The organism is Allobosea sp. R86505 (assembly GCF_042466375.1).
Taxonomy (GTDB): domain Bacteria; phylum Pseudomonadota; class Alphaproteobacteria; order Rhizobiales; family Beijerinckiaceae; genus Allobosea.
Window position 1 is genome coordinate 1,328,226 of sequence record NZ_JAXHPY010000001.1, and the last position, 22,324, is coordinate 1,350,549.

Below are 22,324 nucleotides of genomic sequence, written 5' to 3' on the forward strand. Positions count from 1 at the left end.
AAGCTCTCTAAGGTTGCGGTCCCTCCCGCTGCGATCCTGCCGTGCCGAACGCTCCCCAGACCGAACCCTCGCCACTGGCGGTGCCCGCCGCCCTGCCGCCGCGCCGCGATGCGCCGTTGCGCGGGATCGCCTTCGTGCTGCTGGCGAGCATCTTCCTGACCTCGGCGGACATGGTCTCCAAGCTGCTGACGCAGCAGATCTCGCCGCTGCAGGTGAGCTGGCTGCGCTACTGCACCTTCACCCTCATTATGCTCGGCATCGTCTGGCGCAGCGGAGGCGTCGCCCGCCTGTCGACGCAGCGCCCGGTGCTGCAGATCCTGCGCGGCATCGGCCTCCTGGCCTCATCCGTGCTCTTCGTCATGGCGCTGCGCTACATGCCGCTGGCGGATGCGACCGCGACCGGCTTCGTCGCGCCGCTCTTCGTCACGGCGCTGTCGATCCCGATCCTGCGCGAGACGATCGGCTGGCGGCGCTGGACGGCGACGCTGGTCGGCTTCGCCGGCGTGCTGATCGTGGTCCGGCCGGGCGGGGCGGGTTTCCAGATCGCCTCGCTTTTGGCCGTGGCCTCGGCCCTGTCCTGGGCCTTCGCGATGATCATGACGCGGATGATGAGCCGCACCGAGAGCCCGCTGACGACGCTGGCCTATTCGGCACTGGTCGGCCTAGGCCTGCTCAGCCTCGCCGTGCCCTTCGTCTGGACCCCGGTGACGCCGGCGATCGTCGCCATGGGCGTCTTCATCGGCGTGTCCTCGACGATGGGGCACTGGCTGATCGTGCTGGCCTATCGCCATGGCGACGCCTCGCTGCTGGCGCCCTTCTCCTACATCCAGCTGCTCTGGGCCTCGCTGTTTGGCCTGTTCGTCTTCAGCGTGCTGCCCGACCTCTGGACGCTGGTCGGTGCGGTCATCATCGCGGGCTCGGGCCTCTACACGGCGCATCGCGAGCGCATCAAGGCCCGGGACGCGGGCTGAGCGAACTCAGTGCGCCCGCACGGCGTATCGCGCCAGGAACATGGTCACCGCCGCGTCGACGACATGGGCGATCTCCGCTTCCGTCGGCGGCCGGCGCTCGGCGTTGAACAGGCGCGGGCGCAGCAGCGTCGACTGGCAGAGGTCGGCGAACTGGGCGGCTGCCAGGACGGGATCGGCGATCGCGAGTTCGCCCGTGGCGACGCGGCGCTCGAGGAAGGCGGTGAGGCGCTGTCCGCCGAGCAGCGGGCCGCGCTCGTAGAACTCGCGGCCGAGGTCCGGCATGCGCTCGGCGACGCCGAGCACGGTCCGGTGCGCGCTGAGCGCGAACGGGTCGGTCAGCAGGCGGACCAGATTGGTGCCGAATCCGGTGAGCGCATGGGCGAGGTCGGGATGCTCCGCGAGGGCGTCGTACATGTGCTGGCGGTGCTTCTCCCGCTCGCGCTCGATCAGCGCGATGAAGAGATGTTCCTTGTCCTCGAAATAGACATAGAGCGTGCCCTTGGAGACGCCGGCGGCCGTGGCGATCTCGTTCATGCTCGCGGCGTCGAAGCCCTGGGCGTGGAAGACCGCCTGGGCGCCATCGAGAATCTGGCGGCGCTTCTGCGGGTCCATGCCGGCGATCCGCCGGTTGCGGGCGGCCGTTCTGGGCCGCGGGTCGGCCGTGTCGTTCATCTCGTCCATCCGTCAGGCGCAGGGCGCATCTGCAAAATCATCGAACCGATCGGTTCGATTCAATCTTGATATGACGCGTGGCGCGCGCTAGTTCAATACCGATCGAACCGTTAGGTTCGAATTGTCATTGTCAGGATGATCCCATGGCTGCCGAAATCCTGCCCGAGCCGCGCGACGAGGTCCGGCGTGACCGCCTCAAGCTCGTCGGACCCGCTCCCCAGGGTACGCCCTCTGCCGCCCCGCAGTCAGCCGAGGCCCGACGGGCGGGCGAGTCCGCGCCGGCTCCGGAGGCAGGCGCCACCGCGGCGGCGAAGCCGTCGGCGCGGAGCCGGACGGTCCGACGTGCCGGTCTCGCGCTCGTCGGCGCCGCCGCGATCGGGGCCGGGGTCTGGTTCGGGGCGGACTGGTGGTTCAATGGCCGCTTCATCGTCTCGACCGACGATGCTTATGTCGGGGCCGAGATGGCGACGATTTCCGCCAAGCTCTCGGCCCATGTGACGAGCGTCAGCGTCAGGCAGAACCAGGAGGTCACGGCCGGGCAGCCGCTGGTCGCGCTCGACGATGGCGACTGGCGGATCGCGCTCGACAGCGCCCGCGCCAAGACCGTGACCGCCCGGGCGACACTCGCCCGCATCGACAGTCAGATCGAGGCCGGTCGCGCCAGCCTGCAGCAGGCGCAGGCGCAGGAGACCTCCGCCCAGGCTGGCGTCACCCGCACGATCGCCGATTTCGAGCGCGCCAACAGCCTGGCCGCCAAGTCCTACGGGTCCCAGGCGACGCTGGACGCCGCGGTCGCCGCCCGCGACCAGGCGAAGGCTTCGCTCGGCAGCGCCGTGGCCGGCGTCGCCGCTGCGCAGGCGAATGTCGAGGTGCTGAAGGCGCAGCGGGTCGAGGCGGCGCGGCAGGCGGACGAACTGAAGATCGCCGAGCAGAAGGCGGAGCGCGATCTGAGCTTCACCCGCGTCGCGGCACCGATCTCGGGCCTCGTCGCCAACACCAATGTCCAGCTCGGCGATCTCGTCAGCGCCGGCAAACGGCTGATGTCGATCGTGCCGCTGGACCAGGTCTATGTCGATGCGAACTTCAAGGAGACGCAGGTCGGGCCGCTGAAGATCGGCGACCGGGCGACGATCACCGTCGATGCGCTGCCGGGCCAGGTCTTCGAGGGGCGTGTCAGCGGCATCAGCGGCGGCACCGGCTCGGTCTTCACCCTGCTGCCGCCGGACAATGCGACCGGCAACTTCACCAAGATCGTCCAGCGCGTGCCGGTTCGCATCGCGCTCGCGCCCGAGGCCACGGCGCGCCATGTGCTGCGGCCGGGCATGTCGGTGGTGGTGAAGATCGATCCGCGGCCTGCGAGCGGGCGCTGACGATCTGGATGTTTTCTCAGCCCTCATCCTGAGGAGCCGCCGGAGGCGGCGTCTCGAAGGATGGTCCAGGAGGCTCCGGCGAAGACTGGAGCATCCTTCGAGACGGCCCTTGCGGGCCTCCTCAGGATGAGGGCTCGTAAGGGGAGGCCGCCATGGCCACCGCGACCCTCACCACCCCGGCCAGCGCGCCGCCGTCCGACGACGCCATTCCCATGCGCCGGGTCTTCGCCTTCGTGGCGATGGTCTTCGGCATGTTCATGGCGATCCTGGACATCCAGATCGTCTCCGCCTCGCTGGCGGAGATCCAGGCCGGGCTCTCGGCCTCGTCGGACGAGATCGCCTGGGTGCAGACGGCCTATCTGATCGCGGAAGTGATCATGATCCCGCTGTCGGGCTATCTCAGCCGGGCGCTGTCGACGCGGGTCTTCTTCACCATCGCTGCCGCCGGCTTCACCATCGCCAGCGTGCTCTGCGCGATGTCGTCCTCGATCAGCGAGATGATCCTCTGGCGCGCCGTGCAGGGCTTCATCGGCGGCGGCATGATTCCCGGCGTCTTCGCGGCCGCCTTCACGATCTTCCCGCCCTCGAAGCGGCCGGTGGTTTCGCCGATCATCGGGCTGGTGGCGACGCTGGCGCCGACGATCGGCCCGACCGTCGGCGGCTATCTCAGCAGCGCCTTCTCCTGGCAATGGCTGTTCCTGGTCAACGTCGTGCCGGGTATCGCCGTCACGATCGCCGCCTGGACGCTGATCGATTTCGACAAGCCGCAGAAGGGGCTCCTGAAGCGCTTCGACTGGCTCGGCCTGCTGGGCATGGCGGGCTTCCTCGGCAGCTTGGAATATGTCCTCGAGGAGGGCACGCGGCTGGACTGGTTCGAGAGCCACGAGATCGTCTTCTTCTCGGTCGTCATGGTCTTCGGCGCGATGCTGTTCTTCTGGCGCGCGCTGACGCGGGACGACCCGCTGGTCGATCTCTACGCCTTCACGAACCGCAACTTCGCCTTCGGCTCGCTGTTTTCCTTCTGCATGGGCATCGGCCTCTACGGGCTGACCTATCTCTACCCGGTCTATCTCGGCCGCATCCGCGGCTATGACGCGCTGCAGATCGGCGAGACCATGTTCGTCACGGGGCTGTGCATGTTCCTGACGGCGCCGGTCGCCGGCAGGCTGTCGCAGAAGATCGACCCGCGCCTGCAGATGATGATCGGCTTCGCGGGCTTCGCGCTCGGGACCTGGATCGCCAGCGGCATCACCGCGGACTGGGACTTCCACGAGCTGCTGGCGCCGCAGATCCTGCGCGGCGTCTCGCTGATGCTGTGCATGGTGCCGATCAACAACCTCGCGCTCGGCACCCTGCCGCCGGCGCAGCTCAAGAACGCGTCGGGCCTCTACAACCTCACCCGCAATCTCGGCGGCGCGGTCGGTCTGGCGCTGATCAACACGATGCTCAACACCCGCACCGACCTTCACATCGCCAGGCTGCACGAGCGCGTCGCGGCGGGCCGGCAGGTGGCGGAGGAGGCGATCGCCCAGACCATGCAGCGCTTTCTCGACTATGGCGACGCGGCCGAACAGATGGCGCTCGCGCTGATCAACCAGCGCGCCCACAAGCAGGCGCTGATCCTCGCCGTCGGCGACGTCTTTCTCGGGCTGACCTGCATCTTCGCCACGCTCGTCGCGATGGCGCTGTTCATGCGCAAGCCCCCCGTGGCCCAGCCCGGCGCAGGCGGCGGCCACTGAGACCGACACGCCTCCCGCCGGCTGCCCGGAGACGGGATGACGCAGGCCGCGCGATTGACAAGGGGAGCTGACTTCGACAAATATAAGAGCAATATCAGTAGTTTAGATGTTTTCTAAACTACGCGCCGCAAGAGCCGGCGATGTGGAAGGCGTCTTCGATGAGTTTTTCGTCCCTGAAGGATCAGACCCCGCAGCGGGCCATGGCTGACCAGATTCCCTGGCCGCAGAAAAGCCCGGCCTCCTGCCCGATCAACGCGGTCAAGGCGCGGCTGCGGACCGCCGGCCTGCGGCCGACGCGGCAGCGCATGGCTCTGGGCTGGCTGCTCTTCGCCAAGGGCGACCGCCATGTCAGCGCCGAGATGCTCTATGAGGAGGCGCTGCGCGCCCGCGAGCCGCTCTCGCTCGCGACCGTCTACAATACGCTGCGCCAGTTCTCCGAGGCGGGCCTGCTGCGCCAGGTCTCGGTGTCGGGGCCGAAGACGTTCTTCGACACCAACGTGTCCGAGCATCACCATTTCTACAACGAGGATGACGAGACGGTCGTCGACATCCCCGGCTCGACGATTCAGGTCGCCGGCCTGCCGGAGGCGCCCGAAGGCATGATGATCTCCTCGGTCGAGGTGATCGTGCGCCTGCGCCGCGCCGACGGGCAGGAGATCGAGACCCGGACCACCGAGCATCGCGGCCTCGAGAGCCGCCTGGCGGCGGGCGGCCACTGATGATCGTCTGCTCCTGCAACGTCCTGTCCTGCCGGCAGATCAAGGGCACCATCGCCCCTGACGGCACGGGCCCGCGGACGGCGGGAGAGGCCTATGACTGCCTGGGCTGCAGCCCCGATTGCGGGCGCTGCGCCCGCGAGGTCCGCGCCATCCTCGCCGAGGCGCGCGCGGCCTGCATGACGCAGTGCGGGTCCTGCGCGGCGCGCGACATCGAATGCTCGGTCCATATCGCCGTCGGGCAGATGATGGACGGCCTGTCGGCCGAGAACGACCTCGCCGCCTGAACGACTCGCCGGCGCAAGGCACGCTTTTCCCCTTTCCTTTCACGGATGCCTGACCTACATTAGGATCATTCTAATGTAATTGCGGAGCGTCGGCGCCATGAAGGGTGACAAGAAGGTCATCGAGTACCTCAACAAGGGGCTTCGCTCCGAGCTGACGGCGATCAACCAGTACTGGCTGCACTACCGGATCCTCGACAATTGGGGTCTGAAGGAGATGGCCAAGACCTGGAAGAAGGAGTCGATCGAGGAGATGGTCCATGCCGACCGCTTCGTCGACCGCATCCTGTTCCTGGAGGGCTTCCCGAACATGCAGACGCTCGATCCGCTGCGGATCGGCGAGAACGTCAAGGAAGTGATCGAGGCCGATCTGAAGGCCGAGATCGAGGCGCGCGCGCTCTATCAGGAGGCGGCAACCTATTGCCGCGAGGTTCACGACTACCCCTCCGAGGAGCTGTTCAAGGCCCTGATGAAGGACGAGGAAGGTCATATCGACTTCCTCGAGACGCAGCTCGACCTCATCGGCCGCATCGGCATCGAGCTCTACACCCAGAAGCATATGGGCGGACTCGACGAAGCCCACTGAGTCCGGAGCCGTTCAAGGCAGGATCAGCGAAGCCGGCTCCGCGATGCGGGGCCGGCTTTGTCGCAGACCGCGCCGCCAAGCCGTCATTGCGAGCGCAGCGAAGCCATCCAGGGGGCGTCGCGCTCGACGATCTGGATTTCTTCGCTGCGCGCGCAATGACGGTCATCGACGTTTGATAGGAGGGCGCATGACCGCCACTGTGATCTCGGTGAACGCGGATACCGGCCACCGCTTCAGCAAGTCTGTGCAGAGCGCGATCCGCCTGCTTCCCGGGCTCGGCGTCGCGGGTGACGCGCATTGCGGGGAGACGGTGAAGCACCGCTCGCGCGTCGCGGTCGATCCGACGCAGCCCAATCTTCGGCAGGTCCACCTGCTGCACGCCGAACTTCTCGACGAGCTGAACGCCGCCGGCTTCGATGTTGCGCCCGGCCAGATGGGCGAGAACGTACTGACGCGGGAGCTCGACCTGTTGGGCCTGCCGGTCGGCGCCAGGCTGCGGCTGGGTGCGGACGCGCTGGTCCAGATCACCGGCCTGCGCAACCCCTGCGCCCAGATCGAGGCGTTCAGGCCGGGGCTGCTCGCCGCCGTGCTGGGGCGCGACGCGGACGGCCGGATCGTTCGCAAGGCGGGGATCATGGGCATCGTGCTGGAGGGCGGGGTGGTCGCCCCGGGCGATGCGATCACCCTCACCCTGCCGGCTTTGCCGCATCGGGCGCTGGAGCGGGTGTGAAGCCAAAGCATCTCCCGGAGATCACGCGTTCCTGGTTGCCGTGGCCGGCCGGCCTCAAGGATCAAGCCCCCTCGGAGCCGGCGCTCCAGGGGGCTTGGGGAACAGAGGAGAGTTGGGGACCTTCACGGGCTGCCCGTTACCGGCAGATGGTCTTGTAGCCGACGATGATGGTCTCGCCGGAGTAGCGGTCGAAGCGCTTGATCGGCTTCTCGAAGCAGTCCTCTTCGGCCTCGACGAAACGCACCGGGCGCTGGTGGCCGTAGCCGGCCTCACGCAGGTCGCGGTCATGGAAGCCGCGATAGCGGGGCTCAGCAGCGCGGGCCTGGTTGCTGACGATCGCCGCGCCGATCAGGGCGCCGGTGATGCCGAGCAGGGCCCCGGCGACAGCCGTCTTGCGGCTGTGCTGCTTGACCGGCTTCACCTCGAAGCCGCGGTCGGAGGCGGAGGCGCCGGAGACGAAGGAGCCGCTGATCAGGGCGACGGTCAGGGCGGCGGCGACGGTCTGGGTGCAAACCTTGGTGAAGCTCTTGGTCATGACGCTCATCCTCTGGCTGGGCGGCGATCCGTTCGCCGATGAATTCACCCTAGGTGAGGATGCCGGTCGGCGCTGTTCCGGCGGGAACAGGCACGACATCACGGCTGGATGGCCATCCTGTCGGCCACGAAAAAACCCGCCGGCGCGAGCCGGCGGGCCTGATCGTTTTGCGGCGCGGCAGCGTCAGATGTAGCTGACGTTCGCCGCTTCCGGGCCTTTCTTGCCGGCGCGGATCGAGAAGCGCACGCGCTGCCCGTCCATCGGCGGCTGCAGGCCGCTGCGGCTGAGCGAGGAGACATGCAGGAACACGTCGGCGCCGCCCTGGTCGGGCGCGATGAAGCCGAAGCCGCGCTCCGCGTTGAAGAACTTCACGGCGCCGTCGAAGGGGCCTTCCATCGGGCTGCTGTCGCGGTTGCCGAAGCCACCGCGATCGCCACGGTCGGCATAGCCGCCGCCACCACCGCCGTAGCCGCCCCGATCCCCGCCGCCGCCATAGCCGCCGCGATCGCCGCCACCGTAGCCGCCGCGGTCGGCATAACCGCCGCCGCCATAGCCGCCGCCACCGAAATCATCGCGGGGCGCGCGCGGCGCCCGCGGCGCCGCCGGCGTCGCGGTCGAGGCGTCGATCTCATGGACCGCGACGACCTGCAGGCCGCGCCGGCCCTCGCCCAGATCGGCGATGATCGTGGCGCCCGGCTGCAGGTCCTGCTGATCGAGCGGGCCGATCGCAGAAATGTGAAGGAAAACGTCGCCCGAACCATCGGAGGGCGACGCGAACCCGAACCCCTTCTCGGGGTCGAACCATTTGATCTTGGCTTCGATGTTTTCGTGGGTGACGAAAGGCTGGGCAGACGGAGGCTTACGACGATCGAACATGGAGCTTCGAGGATGAGTGAGCGGGAAGGGGCAATCTAGCGCAAGCAACGCGCGCCGTCATCGGGGGGGTGGCGTAATTTATTGCGGTTCGGTCGCGTTCGGGGCCCCTCTGACCCATGGGCCGCGGCGGTGCTTTGCCGGCGCTAGCCTTCAGTCGTCACGATCCGCCCTTGCCAGCACGGCCCGCAGCAGCACATCCAGACCCGGCTCGAGATCCTGTCGCGTGCAAAGCTCGCCGTTGTTGTGGGTGATGCCGCCCTGGCAGGGCGTGAAGATCATCGTCGTCGGCGCGTGACGGGCAACGAAATAGGCATCGTGACCGGCCTGGCTCAGGATGTCGCGGTGGCGATAGCCCCGCGCGCTGGCGATGCTGCGCACCTGCTCGACAAGGTCTGCCGCGAAGATGTTCCCGCCCCAGCGCCAGACATCGAGGATCTCGACGCTGCAGTCAGCCTTCGCAGCCGATTCGTAAGCGGCGCGGCGCATCGCCTCGGCCATGACGGCCGAGGTCGTCGGGTCGGGATGGCGGACGTCGCCGACGGCCTGGGCCCAGTCGGAGAGGATGCCCGGCTTGTTGGGCCAGGCGACGAGGCGGGCGGCGGTCGCCTTGCCACCGGTGCCGGCATGGATCCAGCCGAGATCGTCGACCGCGACGAGGAAGCGCGCGCCGGCGATGAGCGCGTTCTTGCGCCGCTCCATCGGCCAGGGGCCGGTATGGGCGGTCTCGCCCTTGAACTCGATCAGCATGCCGGTCGAGGGAAAGCCGCCGGTGACGATGCCGACCTGCATGCCCTCGCGATCGAGGATCGGCCCCTGCTCGATATGCAGCTCGTAATAGGCATCAAAAGCATGGGGCTGCGCCTCCATCTCGCCGCGATAGCCGATGCGGGCGAGTTCGTCGCCGAGCGTGCGGCCCTCCTCGTCGACCCGGCCCTGGGCCCAGTCGAGCGCATAGGCGCCGGTGAAAGCGCCGGAGCCGACCATGGGCGGCGAGAAGCGCGCGCCTTCCTCATTGGTCCAGTTGACCAGTTCGATCGGGCGGCGCGTGCGGTGGCCGATCGTGTCGAGCGCGCGGCACACCTCGAGCCCGCCGAGCACGCCAAGGATGCCGTCGAAGCGGCCGCCATTGAACTGGGTGTCGAGATGGCTGCCCATCACCACCGGTGGCAGGTTGTCGTCGGTGCCGGCGCGGCGCGCGAAGATGTTGCCGATGCCGTCGATGCGGACGGAAAGCCCCGCCTCGCGGCACCAGGCGACGAACTGGTCCCGAACCTCCCTGTCCGAATCGGACGCCGCGAGACGCGAGAGGCCGCCGGGGCGGCCGGGCCCGATCTCGGCCGAGCGCTCGATCGTCGCCCAGAAGCGGTCCATGTCGATGCGGGCGGAGGCTGTCATGTCCATGGCTGTCGTCTTCGTTGGGGCGGGGCGCGCGACGCGGGCCCGAGTCCGACTATCGCGGCAGAGCCCGGTTGCGATCAATGCCCGCCGCCGCACGGAACCCATCCGCCGTCGCATGGGTTTGCAACCGGCGGAGCTGGCGGGGGCCAATATGACATTGCTGAAGAACCGGCTCGTCATCGCGGTGATCTCGGCCGCGCTCGGGGTGATCGGCTGGCTGGTCGCAGAAAACCTGATCCCTGAGCGGAAGGATCTCGACTCGCCGCTGCCGCACCATCTCACGGCCTCCGACCCGCAGTTCAGGCTGTCGATGGCCGCGCTGTTCGGCTCGAACCTGCTGCCCGGAAACCGGGCCGAGACGCTGAACAACGGCAATGCGATCTTCCCCGCGATGCTGCGAGCGCTGCGCGGGGCGACGACCAGCATCAGCTTCGAGACCTATATCTACTGGCGCGGCGACATCGCCGAACAGTTCGCCGAGGTCCTGGCGCAGAAGGCGCGCGAGGGGGTGAGCGTCAAGGTCCTGCTCGACTGGGTCGGCAGCATCCCGATGGACGAGTTGCTCGTCGAGCGGATGCAGGAGGCGGGCGTGAGCGTGGTGCGGTTCCGCCCGGTCAGCTGGAGCACCGTCGACAAGGTCAACAACCGGACCCACCGGAAGATCGTGGTCGTCGACGGGCGGATCGGCTTCACCGGCGGTGTCGGCATCGGCGACGAGTGGAACGGCGATGCCCGCACCCCCGCGGAATGGCGCGATACCCATTACCGGATCGAAGGCCCGGTCGTGGCCGAGCTGCAGGCCGCCTTTGCCGAGCACTGGCTCGAAGCGACGGGGGAGCTCCTGCTGGGGAACCGCTTCTTCCCCACCCTCGAACCCGCCGGCGACCAGGAGGCGCAGGTGGTGGCGAGTTCGACCGGGCAGCGCAGCGTCATGCATCTGATGCTCATGACAGCACTGGCCTCGGCCGAGCGGCACATCCGCATCGGCACGCCCTATTTCGTGCCCGACGAGACCACGCGCCGGCAATTGCTCGAAGCGCGCAGGCGCGGCGTCGAGATCGACATCCTCGTGCCGGGGGAGCGGACCGATGCCCGCATCGTCCGCAAGGCCTCCCGCCATTTATGGGGCGAACTGATCGCAGCCGGCATCCGCATCCACGAATTCGAGCCGACGATGTATCACTGCAAGCTCGTCGTGGTGGACGAGGCCTGGGCCTCGGTCGGTTCGACCAATATCGACGACCGGGCGCTGCGGCTGAACGACGAGGTCAACCTCAACGTCTACAGCCAAGGCTTTGCGCGCGATCAGATCGCGATCTTCAACGCCGATTTGCAGCGCGCCCGGCGCTACACGCTGGAGCAATGGCGGAGCCGGTCGATGGCGCAGAGACTCACCGACTGGTTCGCCAGCCTGTTCCGTTCGCAGATCTAGCTCGCCGCGGCACGGCACCGCGCGCAGGTACGGCCCGCCGCGTCAGCATGAGGATTGCATCGGACCGCTGTAGACTTCCGACCGCTCGTCGTCGCATCGTGACGGGCACGCCTCCGCCACGCCCAAACTCGGATCCCGGATTTTCATGCAGGCCAAACGGATCCGCATCGCCGTCGACATCGGTGGAACCTTCACGGACCTCGAATGCGTCGACGAGGCCGACGGCACGACGCAGAGCTTCAAGTCCCCGACGACGCCGGACGATCCCTCGCTCGGGCTGATGAACGCGATCAAGGGCGCGGCCGCGCGCTTCGGCTTCGCGCTGGCCGATGTCGGGCTTTTGATGCACGGCACGACGATCGCGACCAATGCGGTGCTGACGCGGAACCTGCCCGAGGGCGCGCTGATCACCACGGCCGGCTTCGAGGACGTGCTGGAGATCGGCCGACACGCCCGCAAGGAAATCTATCGCCTCAAGCCCGAGCCGCCGGCCGTGCTGGTGCCGCGGCGGCGGCGCTTCGGCGTGGTCGAGCGCATCGGGCCCGTCGGCGAGGTGCTGACCGAGCTCGACGCGGCCAGCGTCGAGGCGGCGATCGACCGCGTCGCGGCCTCGGGGGCGAGCGTCTGCGCCATCGCGCTGCTCAACGGCTTCACCAACCCCGCCCATGAGATCGCGATCCGCGACCGGCTGCTGGCTCGGCTGCCGGATCTGGCGGTGTCGTGCTCGCATGAGGTCTCGCCCGAAATCCGCGAATTCGAGCGGACCTCGACGACGGTGCTGAATGCGCTGCTGATCCCGTTGGTGCGGCGCTATATTGATGCGCTTCTGGCGCGCATCGCAGCCGAGGGGCTGACCGCGCCGCTCTATCTCGTGCAGTCGAATGGCGGGGCGACCACGCCGCGCGCGGCCGGCGAGGCCCCGGTCAAGCTCCTGCTCTCGGGGCCGTCCGGCGGTGTGCTCGCCGCCGAGGGCGTCGCGCGTGAGCTCGGTTTTCCGAATGTCGTCGGCGTCGACATGGGCGGCACGAGCTATGACGTCGCCGTCATCCGCGAGGGCCGCCGCGCCGTCGTCGCGCAGGGCGAGATCGACGGCCTGCCGGTGCGCGTGCCGATGGTCGACATGCGCACGATCGGTGCCGGCGGCGGCTCGATCGCCTCGCTCGACGCCTCGGGGCGCCTCCAGGTCGGCCCGCGCAGCGCCGGAGCGAGGCCCGGCCCGGTCTGCTATGGCCGCGGCGGCACCGAGCCGACCGTCACCGACGTCAACCTGATCCTCGGGCGGCTTGACCCCGTGACCTTCCTCGGCGGCGAATTTGCGCTCGATCTCGACGGTGCCCGCGCGGCGCTCGACACCCGCATCGCCGGCCCGCTCGGGCTCGACCGCGATCGCGCCGCGGCTGGCATCCTCGCCGTCGTCGTCGCCAAGCTCGCCGGCGCGATCAAGCTCTCGCTGTTCGAGCGCGGGCTCGATCCGCGCGATTTCGCGCTGATGTCCTTCGGCGGGGCGGGCGGGCTCCATGCCGTCGAGGTCGCCGAGGAACTCGGCATGACCACGGTGATCTTCCCCAAGGATCCCTCGACCTTCTCGGCCCATGGCATCCTGCAGTCCGACATCGTCCATGATCTCGCCCGCACCCGCGTGCTGCCGCTGAAGGCCGGCGCCGCGCCGGCTTTCGCCGCGCTCGCCGGCGAACTGCTGGCCGAGGGTGAGGCGCTTCTGGCGGCCGATGGCCTTTCGGCCGCCCAGCGCCGCCTCGAACTCGCGGCGGATCTGCGCTATCGCGGCCAGGCCTTCGAGCTGCTGGTGCCGCTGGATGAGGTCCCGCTGGACGATGCGGCTCTCGCGCGGCTTTGCGGGCGCTTCCACGAGGCGCATCGCCAGCGCTTCTCCTTCGACGACCCCGATGAGACGGTGGAGCTCGTGACGCTGCGCCTGGCTGCGGTCGGCCTTCTCGGCGGCACGGCGAGCGCCCGGGCGCCGTCTGCCGGCCCGACCGCGGCCCGGCGCGAGCGCGCGGTCCATCTCGGCGGCGCCTGGACGAGCGCTCCGGTCTACGAGCAGGCCGGGCTGGGAGCGGGCGCGATCGTCGCGGGGCCCGCCATCGTCGAGCAGGCCTACACCACGCTGATCATCCCCGCGGGCTGGCGGCTCGCCGTCCGGCCTTCGGGCGATCTCGTCGCGACCCGGGAGACGCTGCCATGAGCCAGGTCATGTCCAGGGTCGATCCCGTCCTCCTCGAAATCGTCTCGCATGCGCTGGTCTCGGCGGCCGAGGAGATGTCGATCACGGTCTGGCGCACCAGCCGCTCGACCACGGTGCGCGAGCTGCTCGACTATTCGACGGCGGTGTTCGACGGGGAGGGCCGCAACATCGCCCAGGCGGCGCGCATGCCGGTCCATCTCAATTCGATGGAGCTCTGCCTGCAGGAGATCATCGCCCGGCATCTGCCGCTGGAGCGCTGGTGCGAGGGCGATGTCGTCGTCACCAACGATCCCTATTGCGGCGGCCAGCATCTGCCGGATTTCCTCGCCTTCAAGCCGGTCTTCGTCGAGGGCCGGCGCATCGCCATCACCTGCGTCCTGATCCACCATGTCGATGTCGGCGGCGGCGCGGCCGGCGGCTACAACGCCCATGCCGTCGAGATCTTCCAGGAGGGCCTGCGGCTGCCGCCGGTGAAGATCGTCCGCGAAGGCGAGATGCAGGACGATCTCTTCGCCACCATCCTGCAGAATGTCCGCGAGCCCGAGACCTTCCGCGGCGATTTCCTCAGCCAGATCGCGGCGCTCGAGGTCGGCGCCAGGGCGATGCGGCAGCTCGCGGCGCGCTATGGCGTCGAGACGCTGCGCGAGGTCGGGCAGGCCCTGCTCGACCATTCCGAGACGGCGATGCGCGCCGCGCTGACCGCGTTGCCGGACGGCGTCTACGAGGCGGAGGATTTCGTCGACGGCGACGGCATGGATGGGGGTCAGAAGCGCATCGCGGTGACGCTCACCATCGCGGGCGACCGGCTCACGGTCGACTTCGCGGGATCCTCGCCGCAGGCGCGCGGGCCGATCAATGCGACGATGGCGACGACCCGCTCGGCGGTCTATTACGCGGTGATCGCGGCGTCGGGCATCGAGGCGACCGCCAATTCCGGCTGCTACCGCCCGATCACCGTCAGCGCGCCGGACGGCCTCCTCGTCAGCGCCCAGTTCCCTGCGCCGGTCTCGATGCGCATGCTGACCGGCCACCGGATCGCGACCGCGGTGCTGAAGGCCTTCGCCGAGGCGATCCCTGACCGCATTCCCGCCTCCTATTACGGCGTGACCTTCAACCATGCGGTCAATATCCGCCATGCCGACGGGCGCCGGCAGGTCTATTTCGACGCCGAGATCGGCGGCTGGGGCGGCCATCCGGAGGCTGACGGCCCCTCGGGTCTCTCGGCCGGCTTCCACAACGGCCAGAACACGCCGATCGAGATGATCGAGGCGATCTTCCCGCTGCGCTTCACCCATTACGGTTTCCTGCCCGGTTCGGCCGGTGCGGGGAAAATGCGTGGTGGCCTCGGGCTGGTGCGCGAATGGCGTTTCATCGCCGAGCACGGCCTGCTCAACGCCTCCTTCGACGCCTTCGCCTCGCAGCCTTACGGGCTGGCCGGCGGCGAGCCGGGGCGAGGCGGGCGCCTCAGCCTGATCCGCGACGGGCAGGTGACGGTGCTGCCGGCCAAGACGATCGGCTGCGTGCTGAAGGCCGGCGACATCGTCCGCATGGAGACGCCGGGCGGCGGCGGCCATGGCGACCCGCGCGAGCGCAATCCCGCGGCCATCGCCGCCGACAGGGCCGATGGCTACGTCTCGTGACCGGCGCAGCGCGCTGGCGGGACTATTGCATCACCGCCCTGACGCGTGGTCACATGCGCAGTGACGCGCAGCGGGCGCCCGGAGACCGGCCTTGATGACGACGACAACCCGCCCGCGCAGCCCGGCGCGTCCATGAGCGACATCTCCCGCCTTCTCCCCGACGAGCCGCTGCCGCAGCGCATCTCGCGCATCCTGGCCTGGGCCGCGGGCGCGATCGTGCTGGTCGGCTGCAGCTTCCTCATCACCGTCGACGTGATCACGCGCTTCCTGTTCAAGCGCGGCATGGTCGAGAGCTTCGAGATCTCGGGCTATGCGCTGGCGGCCTGCATCGGGCTGGGGCTGGCCTTCACCGTCACCTCCAAGGCCAATATCCGCGTCGACATCCTGCTCGGGGCGCTGCCCGGCAAGGCCCGCATCGTCTGCGACATCATCGCCTCGCTGGCGCTCGCTTTGGTCGCTGTGGCGCTGGCCTGGTTCGCCTGGGGCACGCTGGCCCAGTCCTGGGCGCTGAACGCCAAGTCGGTGTCGCAACTGCAGACGCCGATGGTGCTGCCGCAGGGGATCTGGTGCGTCGGCCTGGTGTGGTTCGCTTGCATGGCTGTGCTGATCCCGATCCAGGCGATCGCCCGGCTGATCGCGCATGACCGCGCTGGCTTCGACGCGCTGATCGGTTCGCTGCGGGTCACCGAGGAAATCGAGCAGTCCGGCGTCGAGAACCCGGCCGCCGGCGCGGAGTCTCGCCCGTGATCGGGACCGCGGTCTCCCTGCTCGTCGCCCTGGTGGGGCTGAGCATCCCGGTCGCAGCCGCGCTCGCGCTGATGGCCTATGTGCTGCAGGCCAACTATGCCTTCTTCCCCATGACCGGCGCGGTCGGCGAACTGGCGTGGAATTCGTCAAACGACTTCATCCTGATCGCAGCCCCGATGTTCATCATGATGGGCGAACTGATGCACCGCTCGGGGATGAGCGAGCGTCTGTTCACAGCGCTCTCGCCCTGGTTCGCCCGCGTGCCCGGAAGGCTGATCCACACCAACATCGCCGCGAGCGCGATCTTCGCGGCGACCTCCGGCTCGTCGGTGGCCACCGCGGCGACGATCGGCACGGTCGCGATCCCCAACATGGACAAGGGCGGCTACAACCGGCCGCTCTTCCTGGGCTCGATCGCGGCCGGCGGCACGCTCGGCATCCTGATCCCGCCCTCGATCAACATGATCATCTACGCCGTGCTGACCGACACCTCGGTCGCCGATCTCTATGCGGCCGGCTTCATTCCCGGCTTCATGCTGGCCACATTGTTCTCGCTGATGGTTCTCGGGCTCGCGCTCTATCGGCCGGCCTGGGCCGGCCCGAAGGTCGCCACCGACGATCTCTGGCGCCAGCGCGTCGCGGGCCTGCGCCATCTCGTCCCGCCGCTGGGGCTGTTCCTCGTGGTCGTCGGCTCGATCTATGCCGGCATCGCGACGCCGACGGAGGCCGCCGCGCTCGGCCTGATGGCGACGCTCGGCCTCGTCGCGGCCAATCGCCAGCTGACCCTGCCGGTGCTGCTGCGGGCCTTCGAGGGCACGGTCCGGACGACCTGCATGGTGATGCTGATCGTCATCGCCGCCTTCTTCCTCAACTTCGTGATGGTCTCGATCGGGCTGGTGAAGGCGATCACCGATCTCGTCCTGTCGCTGGGCTGGCCGCCGCTCGGCATGCTGCTGGCGATCGTCGTGTTCTACCTGATCCTCGGCTGCTTCATGGAGACGCTGTCGATGATGATCGCGACGACACCGGTCGTCCTGCCCGTCATCACCGCGCTCGGCTACAGTCCGGTCTGGTGGGGCATCATCTTCGTGATCCTGATGGAGGCCGCGCTGATCACGCCCCCGGTCGGCCTCAACCTCTACGTCGTCCAGGCCGTGCGCGGGAAAGGCAATTTCGCCGATCTCTGCCTGGGCGCCTTGCCCTTCGTGCTGGCGATGCTGCTCATGATCGGGCTTCTGATCGCCTTCCCGCAGCTCGCGCTCTGGCTCCCGACCCTGCTCAACCCGAAAGCCGGCGGCTGAAGCCGCCAGCACACGCACGTAATGACCCACCCCAAAAGGAGATGCTTGCGATGAAACGCCTGGTCCCGATCGCCGCCCTTGCCGCCGCCCTCCTCGGGGGCTCCGCCCACGCCCAGGGCCTGCCCGCGACGAGCTTCAACGCCGTCGGCAGCATCGGCAATCTGTCGATGTACACCAACCGCGAGGTTCCGTTCTGGAACGAGACGGTGCCGAAGGAATCCGGCGGCGCCATCAAGGTGCAGGTCAAGCCCTTCACCGAGCTCGGCTTCAAGGGGCCCGAGATCTTCCGCCTCGTCTCGGCCGGCACGCTGCAGTTCGCCACCACGGTGCTGAACTACAATTCGGGCGAGGTCCCGATGAACGAGGCGACCGATCTCGTCGGCCTCGTCGGTTCGGTCGAGGAACTGCAGAAGGTCGTCGACGTCTTCCGCCCGACCTATGCGAAGTTCCTCGAGGAGAAGCACGGCCTCAAGCTGCTCGGCTTCGGCACTTATCAGGCGCAGGTCATCTACTGCCGCGACGCCTTCACCAAGGTGGCCGACCTCAAGGGCCGCAAGGTCCGCGCGTCGGGCGCCTCGCAGCAGGCCTTCGTCAGCCATATCGGCGGCTCGCCGATCAACCTCGCCTTCGCCGAGGTCCAGCCGGCGCTCGCCAGCGGCGTGATCGACTGCGCCATCACCGGCGCGCTCTCGGGCTACAAATCGAAATGGCATGAGAGCGCGAAGTTCATCTCGCCGATGCCGATCAATTTCGGGCTGTCCGCCCAGCTCGCCAATCTGAAATGGTGGAACACGCTCGATCCGAAGGTGCAGGCCTTCCTGACCACCCATCTGCGCAAGCTCGAGGATTCGATCTTCGACCAGGCCAAGACCGAGACCCAGACCGGCCTCGACTGCAACACCGGCAAGGCCTGCAGCGAGGGGGCGCCCGCCGGGATGAAGCTCGTGCCGGTGACGCCGGAGGACGAGGCGCTGCGCAAGGACGCGCTGACCAAGGTCATCCTGCCCGCCTTCGCCAGCCGCTGCGGCGCGGAGTGCGTCACGACCTGGAACGGCACCGTCGGCGCCTTCCTGAAGCTGAAGATCTGACGAAAGCCTCGGCGCCTCGCCCCTCGGGGCGAGGCGCACCGGCGGTTCAAGGACCTACAGCGCGGCGCTCCGGCCGCGACCTGACCGGGACCAGCTCAGCCGCGCCGCAGCGCCGCGGCTTCGGCCTCGAGCGACAGCCGTGTCACCGCGAAGACATGGGCCTGGCTCGCGGCGGTCTGCGTCCGGTCGCGGACATCCGCCAGGAACCGGCCGAAATAGGTCAGGGGCTCGGCGCTGGCGTCGATATGGCGCGTGCCTTCATGGTTGGACAGGAAGACATGGTCCGTGCCCGGGCGGCCGGCAATGTCGAGATATTTGCGCAGCTCGATAAAGCCCCTGGTGCCGAGCAATGTCAGCCGCCCGTCGCCCCAGGTCGGCAGGCTATCGGGCGTGAACCAGTCGACGCGGATATAGCCGGTGGCCTTCTCGCTGCGCAGCAGGATCTCTCCGAAATCGGAAAAGTCGGGGACATCGGGGAGCGCATGATTGGCGGTGCTGCTGGCGACGACCTGTGCGTCAGCGGCGCCGGTGTAGAACAGGAACTGATCGATCTGGTGCGAGGCGATGTCGATCAGGATGCCGCCATAGGCCGCGCGATCGAAGAACCAGGCCGGGCGGATCGCCCGGTTCAGCCGGTGCGGCCCCAGGCCGACGGTGTTGACGACCTCGCCGATCGCCCCCTCCGCCACCAGCTTCGCGGCGATCTCGGAAGCGCGCACGATGAAGCGCTCGGAAAAGCAGATCGAGAAGATCCGCCCCGTCCGCGCGACGCAGTCCATCACGTCGGCGAGCTGCCCGGGCGTCGTCAGCCCGGGCTTGTCGACCATCACGTCCTTGCCGTTGGCCATGGCGCGCAGGGCGATGCCGGCCCGGTCGCGCGGGATCGCCGCGCAGCAGATGATGTCGATCGCGGGATCGTCGAGCAGGCGCTCGCGCTCCAGCGGGCGCAGGTCCGGGAAGCGCTCGCGGAAGCCGTCGAGCACGCGCGGGTCCGAGGTGAGCGGGCAGTAGCCGACACACTCCGCCCCGGCCGCGATCAACTCGGCGACCATGTGGTAGATGTGCCGGTGGTCGAGGCCGATGGCGGCGAAACGCAGCATGTCCTTCGCCCTCAACCCGTCGCGACGGTGACGCGGCCGGGGCTTTGTCCGGCGGCGATCAGCGCGTCGATCAGGCGGTGGACCCGCAGCGCGTCCTCGCCGGTAATACGTGGCGGACGCTTCTGCCGGATGGCCTCGGCAAAATCGGCCATCGCCGCCCGGTGATAATCATGCGGGAACGCCATCGGGTCGGCGCCCGTGCCGCCTGCAGTTTTGTCGGCCTCGATCGTGCTGCGTGTGCCGTCATGCCAGGCGATATCGAGCGCGGTGCCGACCAGCGAGGCCGTCGCATGGCGGCAGATCAGCTCGATCCGCTCGGGGAAGCCCGGATAGGCCGCCGTCGTCGCATCGATGGTGCCGACCGCGCCATTGGCGAAGCGGACGGCCGCGCAGACCATGTCCTCGGTCTCCATCGCGTGGACCGGGCTGGTCAGGGCATAGCCGCCGACTTCGGTGATGGGGCCGGCCAGGCTCAGCATCAGGTCGAGCGTGTGGATGCCCTGCGAGAGCATCACGCCGCCGCCATCGCGCGCGAAGCTGCCGCGGCCGGGCTCGTCGTAATAGGATTGCGGCCGCCAGAGCCTGATCACGGTTGAGCAGCCGACGATCTCGCCCATGCGGCCGGACGTGAGATGCTCCGCCAGCGCGACGGCCGCCGGCTTGAAGCGATGCTGCAGCACGATGCCGAGCGTCACCCCGGCGGCGCGGCAGGTCGCGACCAGCTCCTGCGACCGGGCGGTGGTGATGTCGAGCGGCTTTTCCAGCAGGATGTGCTTGCCCGCCTGGGCGCAGCGCCGGGCGATGTCGAGATGGGTGTTGGCGGGGGTGAGCACCAGCATCGCCTCGACGCTCTCGTCCGCCAGCAGGGCGTCGAGATCGTCGCAGAGCGGGAAGGGGAAGCGCGCGCCGAAGGCCGCTCGCCGTTCGGCGCTCGGGCTGTAGGCGCCGACGACCTCGACCTCGTCCTGCAGATCGACGAGGCCCCGGGCATGGGGCGTCACGGCCATGCCGAGCCCGACGATCCCGATGCGCAGCCTGCTCATGCTCTCAACTCCGCGGTTCAGGGGCCGAGCCAGCGCAGCGGCGCCAGCGTCAGCGAGGGCACATAGGTCACCAGCATCAGCACGGTCACCAGCGCCAGGATGAAGGGCAGGATCGCCCGGAAGACCTCGACCACATTGGCCCCTCCCACGCGGGCCGTGGTGAAGACCAGCACGCCGAGCGGCGGCGTCAACGCGCCGATGACGAGGTTCATCACCAGCACGATGCCGAACTGGACCGGGTCGACACCCGCTGCCACCACGAGCGGCACCAGGATCGGGACCAGGATGACCATCGCCGCGATCATCTCCATGAACAGCCCGACGACGAGAAGCAGGAGGTTGATCAGCAGCATCAGCACGATGGGGCTGTCGGTGTAGGCGCTCATCGCGGCGGCGATCTTCTGCGGCACCTGCTCGGCCGCCAGCACCCAGGCGAAGGGCGAGGCGGCGGCGATGATGACGACGATCGACACCGTGTCGAAGGTCGATTCGCGCACCGCCTCATAGAAGCCGTGGCCGCTCAGGCAGCGATAGAAGAAGAGGCCACAGAGGATGGCGTAGACCAGCGCGATGGCGCCGGCCTCGGTGGCGGTGAAGACGCCGAAGCGCACGCCGCCGACGATCAGCAGCGGCAGCAGCAGCGCCGGAATCGCGGTCCCCAGTGCGCGTCCGCGTGCGCCCCAGGAGGCCGGGGCGATGTCGCCGCCATAGCCCTTCACCCGCGAGACGATGTAGACGACGAGGATCAGCGCCGCCGCCGCCATCAGCCCCGGGATGATGGTGGCGACGAAGAGGGCGCCGACCGAGACCGAGGCCAGCGCCGCATAGATAATCAGCCCCAGGCTGGGCGGGATGAGGTTGGCCAGCGTCGAGGAGGCGCTCGTCAGGGCGCAGCTGAAGGCGCGGTGGTAGCCGTGCTTCTCCATCTCCGGCACCATCAGCTTGGCGATGGCGGAGGCGTCTGCGGTGGAGGAGCCGGAGACGCCGGCGAGCAGTGTGTTGGTGACGACATTGGCCTGCCCGAGCCCGCCGCGGAAATGCCCGACCAGACTCGTCGCCAGGGCCACCAGCCGCGTGGTGATGCCGCCGACATTCATCACGGCAGCCGCCATGATGAAGAACGGGATCGCCAGAAGCGTGAAGGAATTAAGCGAGGACGCCATGTTCTGCGGCACGATCACCAGCATGATGTCGCCCAGCGGCGCGAAGGCGGCGAAGGCGCCGAAGGCCAGCGCAAAGGCGATCGGCACCTCGAACAGCACGAGCAGCCCTGCCACCAGCATCAACGCGGTCGGGCTGCCCGCCTCCTGCCAGACCAAGGCCGCGCCATGGCGCACCGCGAGATAGATCGCGCCGCCCGCCACGACCGAAAGCAGGCCCGACAGCTGCGGCAGGCCTCCCGCCGGGCGGATCAGATAGAGGAGGTTCAACGCGCCACCTACGGCGATGGCGATGAACAGATAGGAGAGCGGCCATTGCATCGCCGGCGAGACCTGAATGGCGCGCCCGGCGAAGTCGATGCCATGGACGATCATCATGATGCTGGTAGCCGCGATCATCGCCGCGACGAACCCCGCATGAAGCCGCTGCAGCGGCGCCGGCAGATAGCTGCTAACGAGGTCGATGGCGATATGGGCGTGGCGGCCGACAGCGAGCGCCATGCCCAGGAACACCGCCCAGGTGAACAGCCAGATCGAGACCTCTTCCGGCCAGGGCAAGGCGGCATCCAGCACATAGCGGCAGAACACCTGCAGCACCGCGACCGACGCCGAGCCGAGCATCAGCGCGACGCAGAGCGCCTCGAACGCCCTGTCGAAGCCGAGCAGGAGGCGGGCGGACGCGTCCGGGGCTCGCGGCGTCACCGTCGGGGCCTGTTCAACCATGATTCAGCCG

General features: G+C 68.5%; 20 protein-coding genes. 13 read left to right on the forward strand and 7 right to left on the reverse strand.

The genetic code is table 11. From position 1 onward, the window contains the following. Positions 1 to 41: 41 nt before the first annotated feature. Positions 42 to 971 (forward strand): DMT family transporter, encoded by a 930-nt coding sequence (locus tag SJY11_RS06405; protein WP_376985751.1) that lies wholly within the window; start codon positions 42 to 44, stop codon positions 969 to 971. A 6-nt stretch (positions 972 to 977) separates the two neighbouring features. Here the strand turns inward: SJY11_RS06405 and SJY11_RS06410 are convergent, their stop codons facing one another. Continuing rightward, on the reverse strand, positions 978 to 1,643 hold the full coding sequence (locus tag SJY11_RS06410) for a TetR/AcrR family transcriptional regulator (RefSeq protein ID WP_376985753.1): 666 nt from the start codon (positions 1,641 to 1,643) through the stop codon (positions 978 to 980). A gap of 143 nt (positions 1,644 to 1,786) precedes the next feature. Here SJY11_RS06410 and SJY11_RS06415 point away from each other — a divergent pair, with 143 nt between their 5' ends. The 6 genes from SJY11_RS06415 to SJY11_RS06440 all read left to right on the forward strand — a co-directional run bounded on the left by SJY11_RS06415 (position 1,787) and on the right by SJY11_RS06440 (position 7,068). After that, positions 1,787 to 3,013, forward strand: a complete 1,227-nt coding sequence (locus SJY11_RS06415; protein WP_376985755.1) for an HlyD family secretion protein — start codon at positions 1,787 to 1,789, stop codon at positions 3,011 to 3,013. Positions 3,014 to 3,165: 152 nt separating this feature from the next. Continuing rightward, positions 3,166 to 4,752: a DHA2 family efflux MFS transporter permease subunit gene (locus SJY11_RS06420; protein ID WP_376985757.1), complete on the forward strand. Its 1,587-nt coding sequence runs from the start codon at positions 3,166 to 3,168 to the stop codon at positions 4,750 to 4,752. A gap of 200 nt (positions 4,753 to 4,952) precedes the next feature. Next, positions 4,953 to 5,471 carry an iron response transcriptional regulator IrrA gene (gene irrA, locus SJY11_RS06425; RefSeq protein WP_376985758.1) on the forward strand — a complete coding sequence of 173 codons (519 nt, stop codon included), beginning with the start codon at positions 4,953 to 4,955 and terminating at the stop codon, positions 5,469 to 5,471. After that, the gene (locus SJY11_RS06430; RefSeq protein WP_376985759.1) at positions 5,471 to 5,755 is read left to right on the forward strand and encodes a (2Fe-2S)-binding protein; all 285 of its coding nucleotides are present in this window, start codon (positions 5,471 to 5,473) and stop codon (positions 5,753 to 5,755) included. The genes irrA and SJY11_RS06430 overlap by 1 nt, the downstream gene beginning before the upstream one ends. 97 nt (positions 5,756 to 5,852) lie before the next feature. Then, the gene (gene bfr, locus SJY11_RS06435) at positions 5,853 to 6,338 is read left to right on the forward strand and encodes a bacterioferritin (protein ID WP_376985761.1); all 486 of its coding nucleotides are present in this window, start codon (positions 5,853 to 5,855) and stop codon (positions 6,336 to 6,338) included. Between the two features lie 187 nt (positions 6,339 to 6,525). Continuing rightward, positions 6,526 to 7,068, forward strand: coding sequence for an MOSC domain-containing protein (locus tag SJY11_RS06440; RefSeq protein WP_376985762.1), 543 nt, complete (start codon positions 6,526 to 6,528; stop codon positions 7,066 to 7,068). Positions 7,069 to 7,204: 136 nt separating this feature from the next. Here the strand turns inward: SJY11_RS06440 and SJY11_RS06445 are convergent, their stop codons facing one another. The 3 genes from SJY11_RS06445 to SJY11_RS06455 form a co-directional block, all read right to left on the reverse strand. Beyond that, complete coding sequence (locus SJY11_RS06445) at positions 7,205 to 7,603, reverse strand: hypothetical protein (protein ID WP_376985763.1); 399 nt, start codon at positions 7,601 to 7,603, stop codon at positions 7,205 to 7,207. Positions 7,604 to 7,786: 183 nt separating this feature from the next. Further along, positions 7,787 to 8,479, reverse strand: a complete 693-nt coding sequence (locus tag SJY11_RS06450) for a cold-shock protein (RefSeq protein ID WP_376985764.1) — start codon at positions 8,477 to 8,479, stop codon at positions 7,787 to 7,789. Positions 8,480 to 8,629: 150 nt separating this feature from the next. Next, positions 8,630 to 9,880, reverse strand: coding sequence for a Zn-dependent hydrolase (locus SJY11_RS06455; protein ID WP_376985765.1), 1,251 nt, complete (start codon positions 9,878 to 9,880; stop codon positions 8,630 to 8,632). A 148-nt stretch (positions 9,881 to 10,028) separates the two neighbouring features. On the opposite strand from SJY11_RS06455, the gene SJY11_RS06460 reads away from it, so the two are divergent. From SJY11_RS06460 to SJY11_RS06485, 6 genes are all read left to right on the forward strand, one after another. Continuing rightward, on the forward strand, positions 10,029 to 11,309 hold the full coding sequence (locus tag SJY11_RS06460) for a phospholipase D-like domain-containing protein (protein WP_376985767.1): 1,281 nt from the start codon (positions 10,029 to 10,031) through the stop codon (positions 11,307 to 11,309). Positions 11,310 to 11,454: 145 nt separating this feature from the next. Beyond that, the gene (locus SJY11_RS06465; protein WP_376985768.1) at positions 11,455 to 13,512 is read left to right on the forward strand and encodes a hydantoinase/oxoprolinase family protein; all 2,058 of its coding nucleotides are present in this window, start codon (positions 11,455 to 11,457) and stop codon (positions 13,510 to 13,512) included. Beyond that, a complete protein-coding gene (locus SJY11_RS06470) occupies positions 13,509 to 15,152 on the forward strand; it encodes a hydantoinase B/oxoprolinase family protein (protein WP_376985770.1) in 1,644 nt (547 codons plus the stop codon). The genes SJY11_RS06465 and SJY11_RS06470 overlap by 4 nt, the downstream gene beginning before the upstream one ends. 132 nt (positions 15,153 to 15,284) lie before the next feature. Further along, positions 15,285 to 15,899 carry a TRAP transporter small permease subunit gene (locus SJY11_RS06475; protein ID WP_376985771.1) on the forward strand — a complete coding sequence of 205 codons (615 nt, stop codon included), beginning with the start codon at positions 15,285 to 15,287 and terminating at the stop codon, positions 15,897 to 15,899. After that, positions 15,896 to 17,200 (forward strand): TRAP transporter large permease, encoded by a 1,305-nt coding sequence (locus tag SJY11_RS06480; protein ID WP_376985773.1) that lies wholly within the window; start codon positions 15,896 to 15,898, stop codon positions 17,198 to 17,200. Before SJY11_RS06475 ends, SJY11_RS06480 begins: the two co-directional genes overlap by 4 nt. 50 nt (positions 17,201 to 17,250) lie before the next feature. Next, positions 17,251 to 18,288, forward strand: coding sequence for a TRAP transporter substrate-binding protein (locus tag SJY11_RS06485; RefSeq protein WP_376985775.1), 1,038 nt, complete (start codon positions 17,251 to 17,253; stop codon positions 18,286 to 18,288). Between the two features lie 95 nt (positions 18,289 to 18,383). Here SJY11_RS06485 and SJY11_RS06490 read toward each other — a convergent pair whose 3' ends face one another. From SJY11_RS06490 to SJY11_RS06500, 3 genes are read right to left on the reverse strand one after another with little or no spacing between them, the layout of a single operon-like run. Further along, positions 18,384 to 19,388, reverse strand: a complete 1,005-nt coding sequence (locus SJY11_RS06490) for a Gfo/Idh/MocA family protein (protein WP_376985776.1) — start codon at positions 19,386 to 19,388, stop codon at positions 18,384 to 18,386. An 11-nt stretch (positions 19,389 to 19,399) separates the two neighbouring features. Then, entirely contained in the window at positions 19,400 to 20,431 is a 1,032-nt protein-coding gene (locus SJY11_RS06495) for a Gfo/Idh/MocA family protein (RefSeq protein WP_376985778.1), read from the reverse strand. A gap of 17 nt (positions 20,432 to 20,448) precedes the next feature. Next, positions 20,449 to 22,314 carry a TRAP transporter large permease gene (locus tag SJY11_RS06500; protein WP_376985780.1) on the reverse strand — a complete coding sequence of 622 codons (1,866 nt, stop codon included), beginning with the start codon at positions 22,312 to 22,314 and terminating at the stop codon, positions 20,449 to 20,451. Between the last annotated feature and the right edge of the window lie 10 nt (positions 22,315 to 22,324).

Bases quoted from the DNA above. Each gene is read 5' to 3' on its own strand.
- SJY11_RS06450 (WP_376985764.1), bottom strand. From the start codon at position 8,479: ATGTTCGATCGTCGTAAGCCTCCGTCTGCCCAGCCTTTCGTCACCCAC.
- SJY11_RS06430 (WP_376985759.1), top strand. From the start codon at position 5,471: ATGATCGTCTGCTCCTGCAACGTCCTGTCCTGCCGGCAGATCAAGGGC.
- SJY11_RS06495 (WP_376985778.1), bottom strand. From the start codon at position 20,431: ATGAGCAGGCTGCGCATCGGGATCGTCGGGCTCGGCATGGCCGTGACG.
- SJY11_RS06420 (WP_376985757.1), top strand. From the start codon at position 3,166: ATGGCCACCGCGACCCTCACCACCCCGGCCAGCGCGCCGCCGTCCGAC.
- SJY11_RS06465 (WP_376985768.1), top strand. From the start codon at position 11,455: ATGCAGGCCAAACGGATCCGCATCGCCGTCGACATCGGTGGAACCTTC.
- SJY11_RS06440 (WP_376985762.1), top strand. From the start codon at position 6,526: ATGACCGCCACTGTGATCTCGGTGAACGCGGATACCGGCCACCGCTTC.
- SJY11_RS06485 (WP_376985775.1), top strand. From the start codon at position 17,251: ATGAAACGCCTGGTCCCGATCGCCGCCCTTGCCGCCGCCCTCCTCGGG.
- SJY11_RS06470 (WP_376985770.1), top strand. From the start codon at position 13,509: ATGAGCCAGGTCATGTCCAGGGTCGATCCCGTCCTCCTCGAAATCGTC.
- irrA (WP_376985758.1), top strand. From the start codon at position 4,953: ATGGCTGACCAGATTCCCTGGCCGCAGAAAAGCCCGGCCTCCTGCCCG.
- SJY11_RS06475 (WP_376985771.1), top strand. From the start codon at position 15,285: ATGAGCGACATCTCCCGCCTTCTCCCCGACGAGCCGCTGCCGCAGCGC.
- SJY11_RS06500 (WP_376985780.1), bottom strand. From the start codon at position 22,314: ATGGTTGAACAGGCCCCGACGGTGACGCCGCGAGCCCCGGACGCGTCC.
- SJY11_RS06445 (WP_376985763.1), bottom strand. From the start codon at position 7,603: ATGACCAAGAGCTTCACCAAGGTTTGCACCCAGACCGTCGCCGCCGCC.
- SJY11_RS06455 (WP_376985765.1), bottom strand. From the start codon at position 9,880: ATGGACATGACAGCCTCCGCCCGCATCGACATGGACCGCTTCTGGGCG.
- bfr (WP_376985761.1), top strand. From the start codon at position 5,853: ATGAAGGGTGACAAGAAGGTCATCGAGTACCTCAACAAGGGGCTTCGC.
- SJY11_RS06415 (WP_376985755.1), top strand. From the start codon at position 1,787: ATGGCTGCCGAAATCCTGCCCGAGCCGCGCGACGAGGTCCGGCGTGAC.
- SJY11_RS06460 (WP_376985767.1), top strand. From the start codon at position 10,029: ATGACATTGCTGAAGAACCGGCTCGTCATCGCGGTGATCTCGGCCGCG.
- SJY11_RS06490 (WP_376985776.1), bottom strand. From the start codon at position 19,388: ATGCTGCGTTTCGCCGCCATCGGCCTCGACCACCGGCACATCTACCAC.
- SJY11_RS06410 (WP_376985753.1), bottom strand. From the start codon at position 1,643: ATGAACGACACGGCCGACCCGCGGCCCAGAACGGCCGCCCGCAACCGG.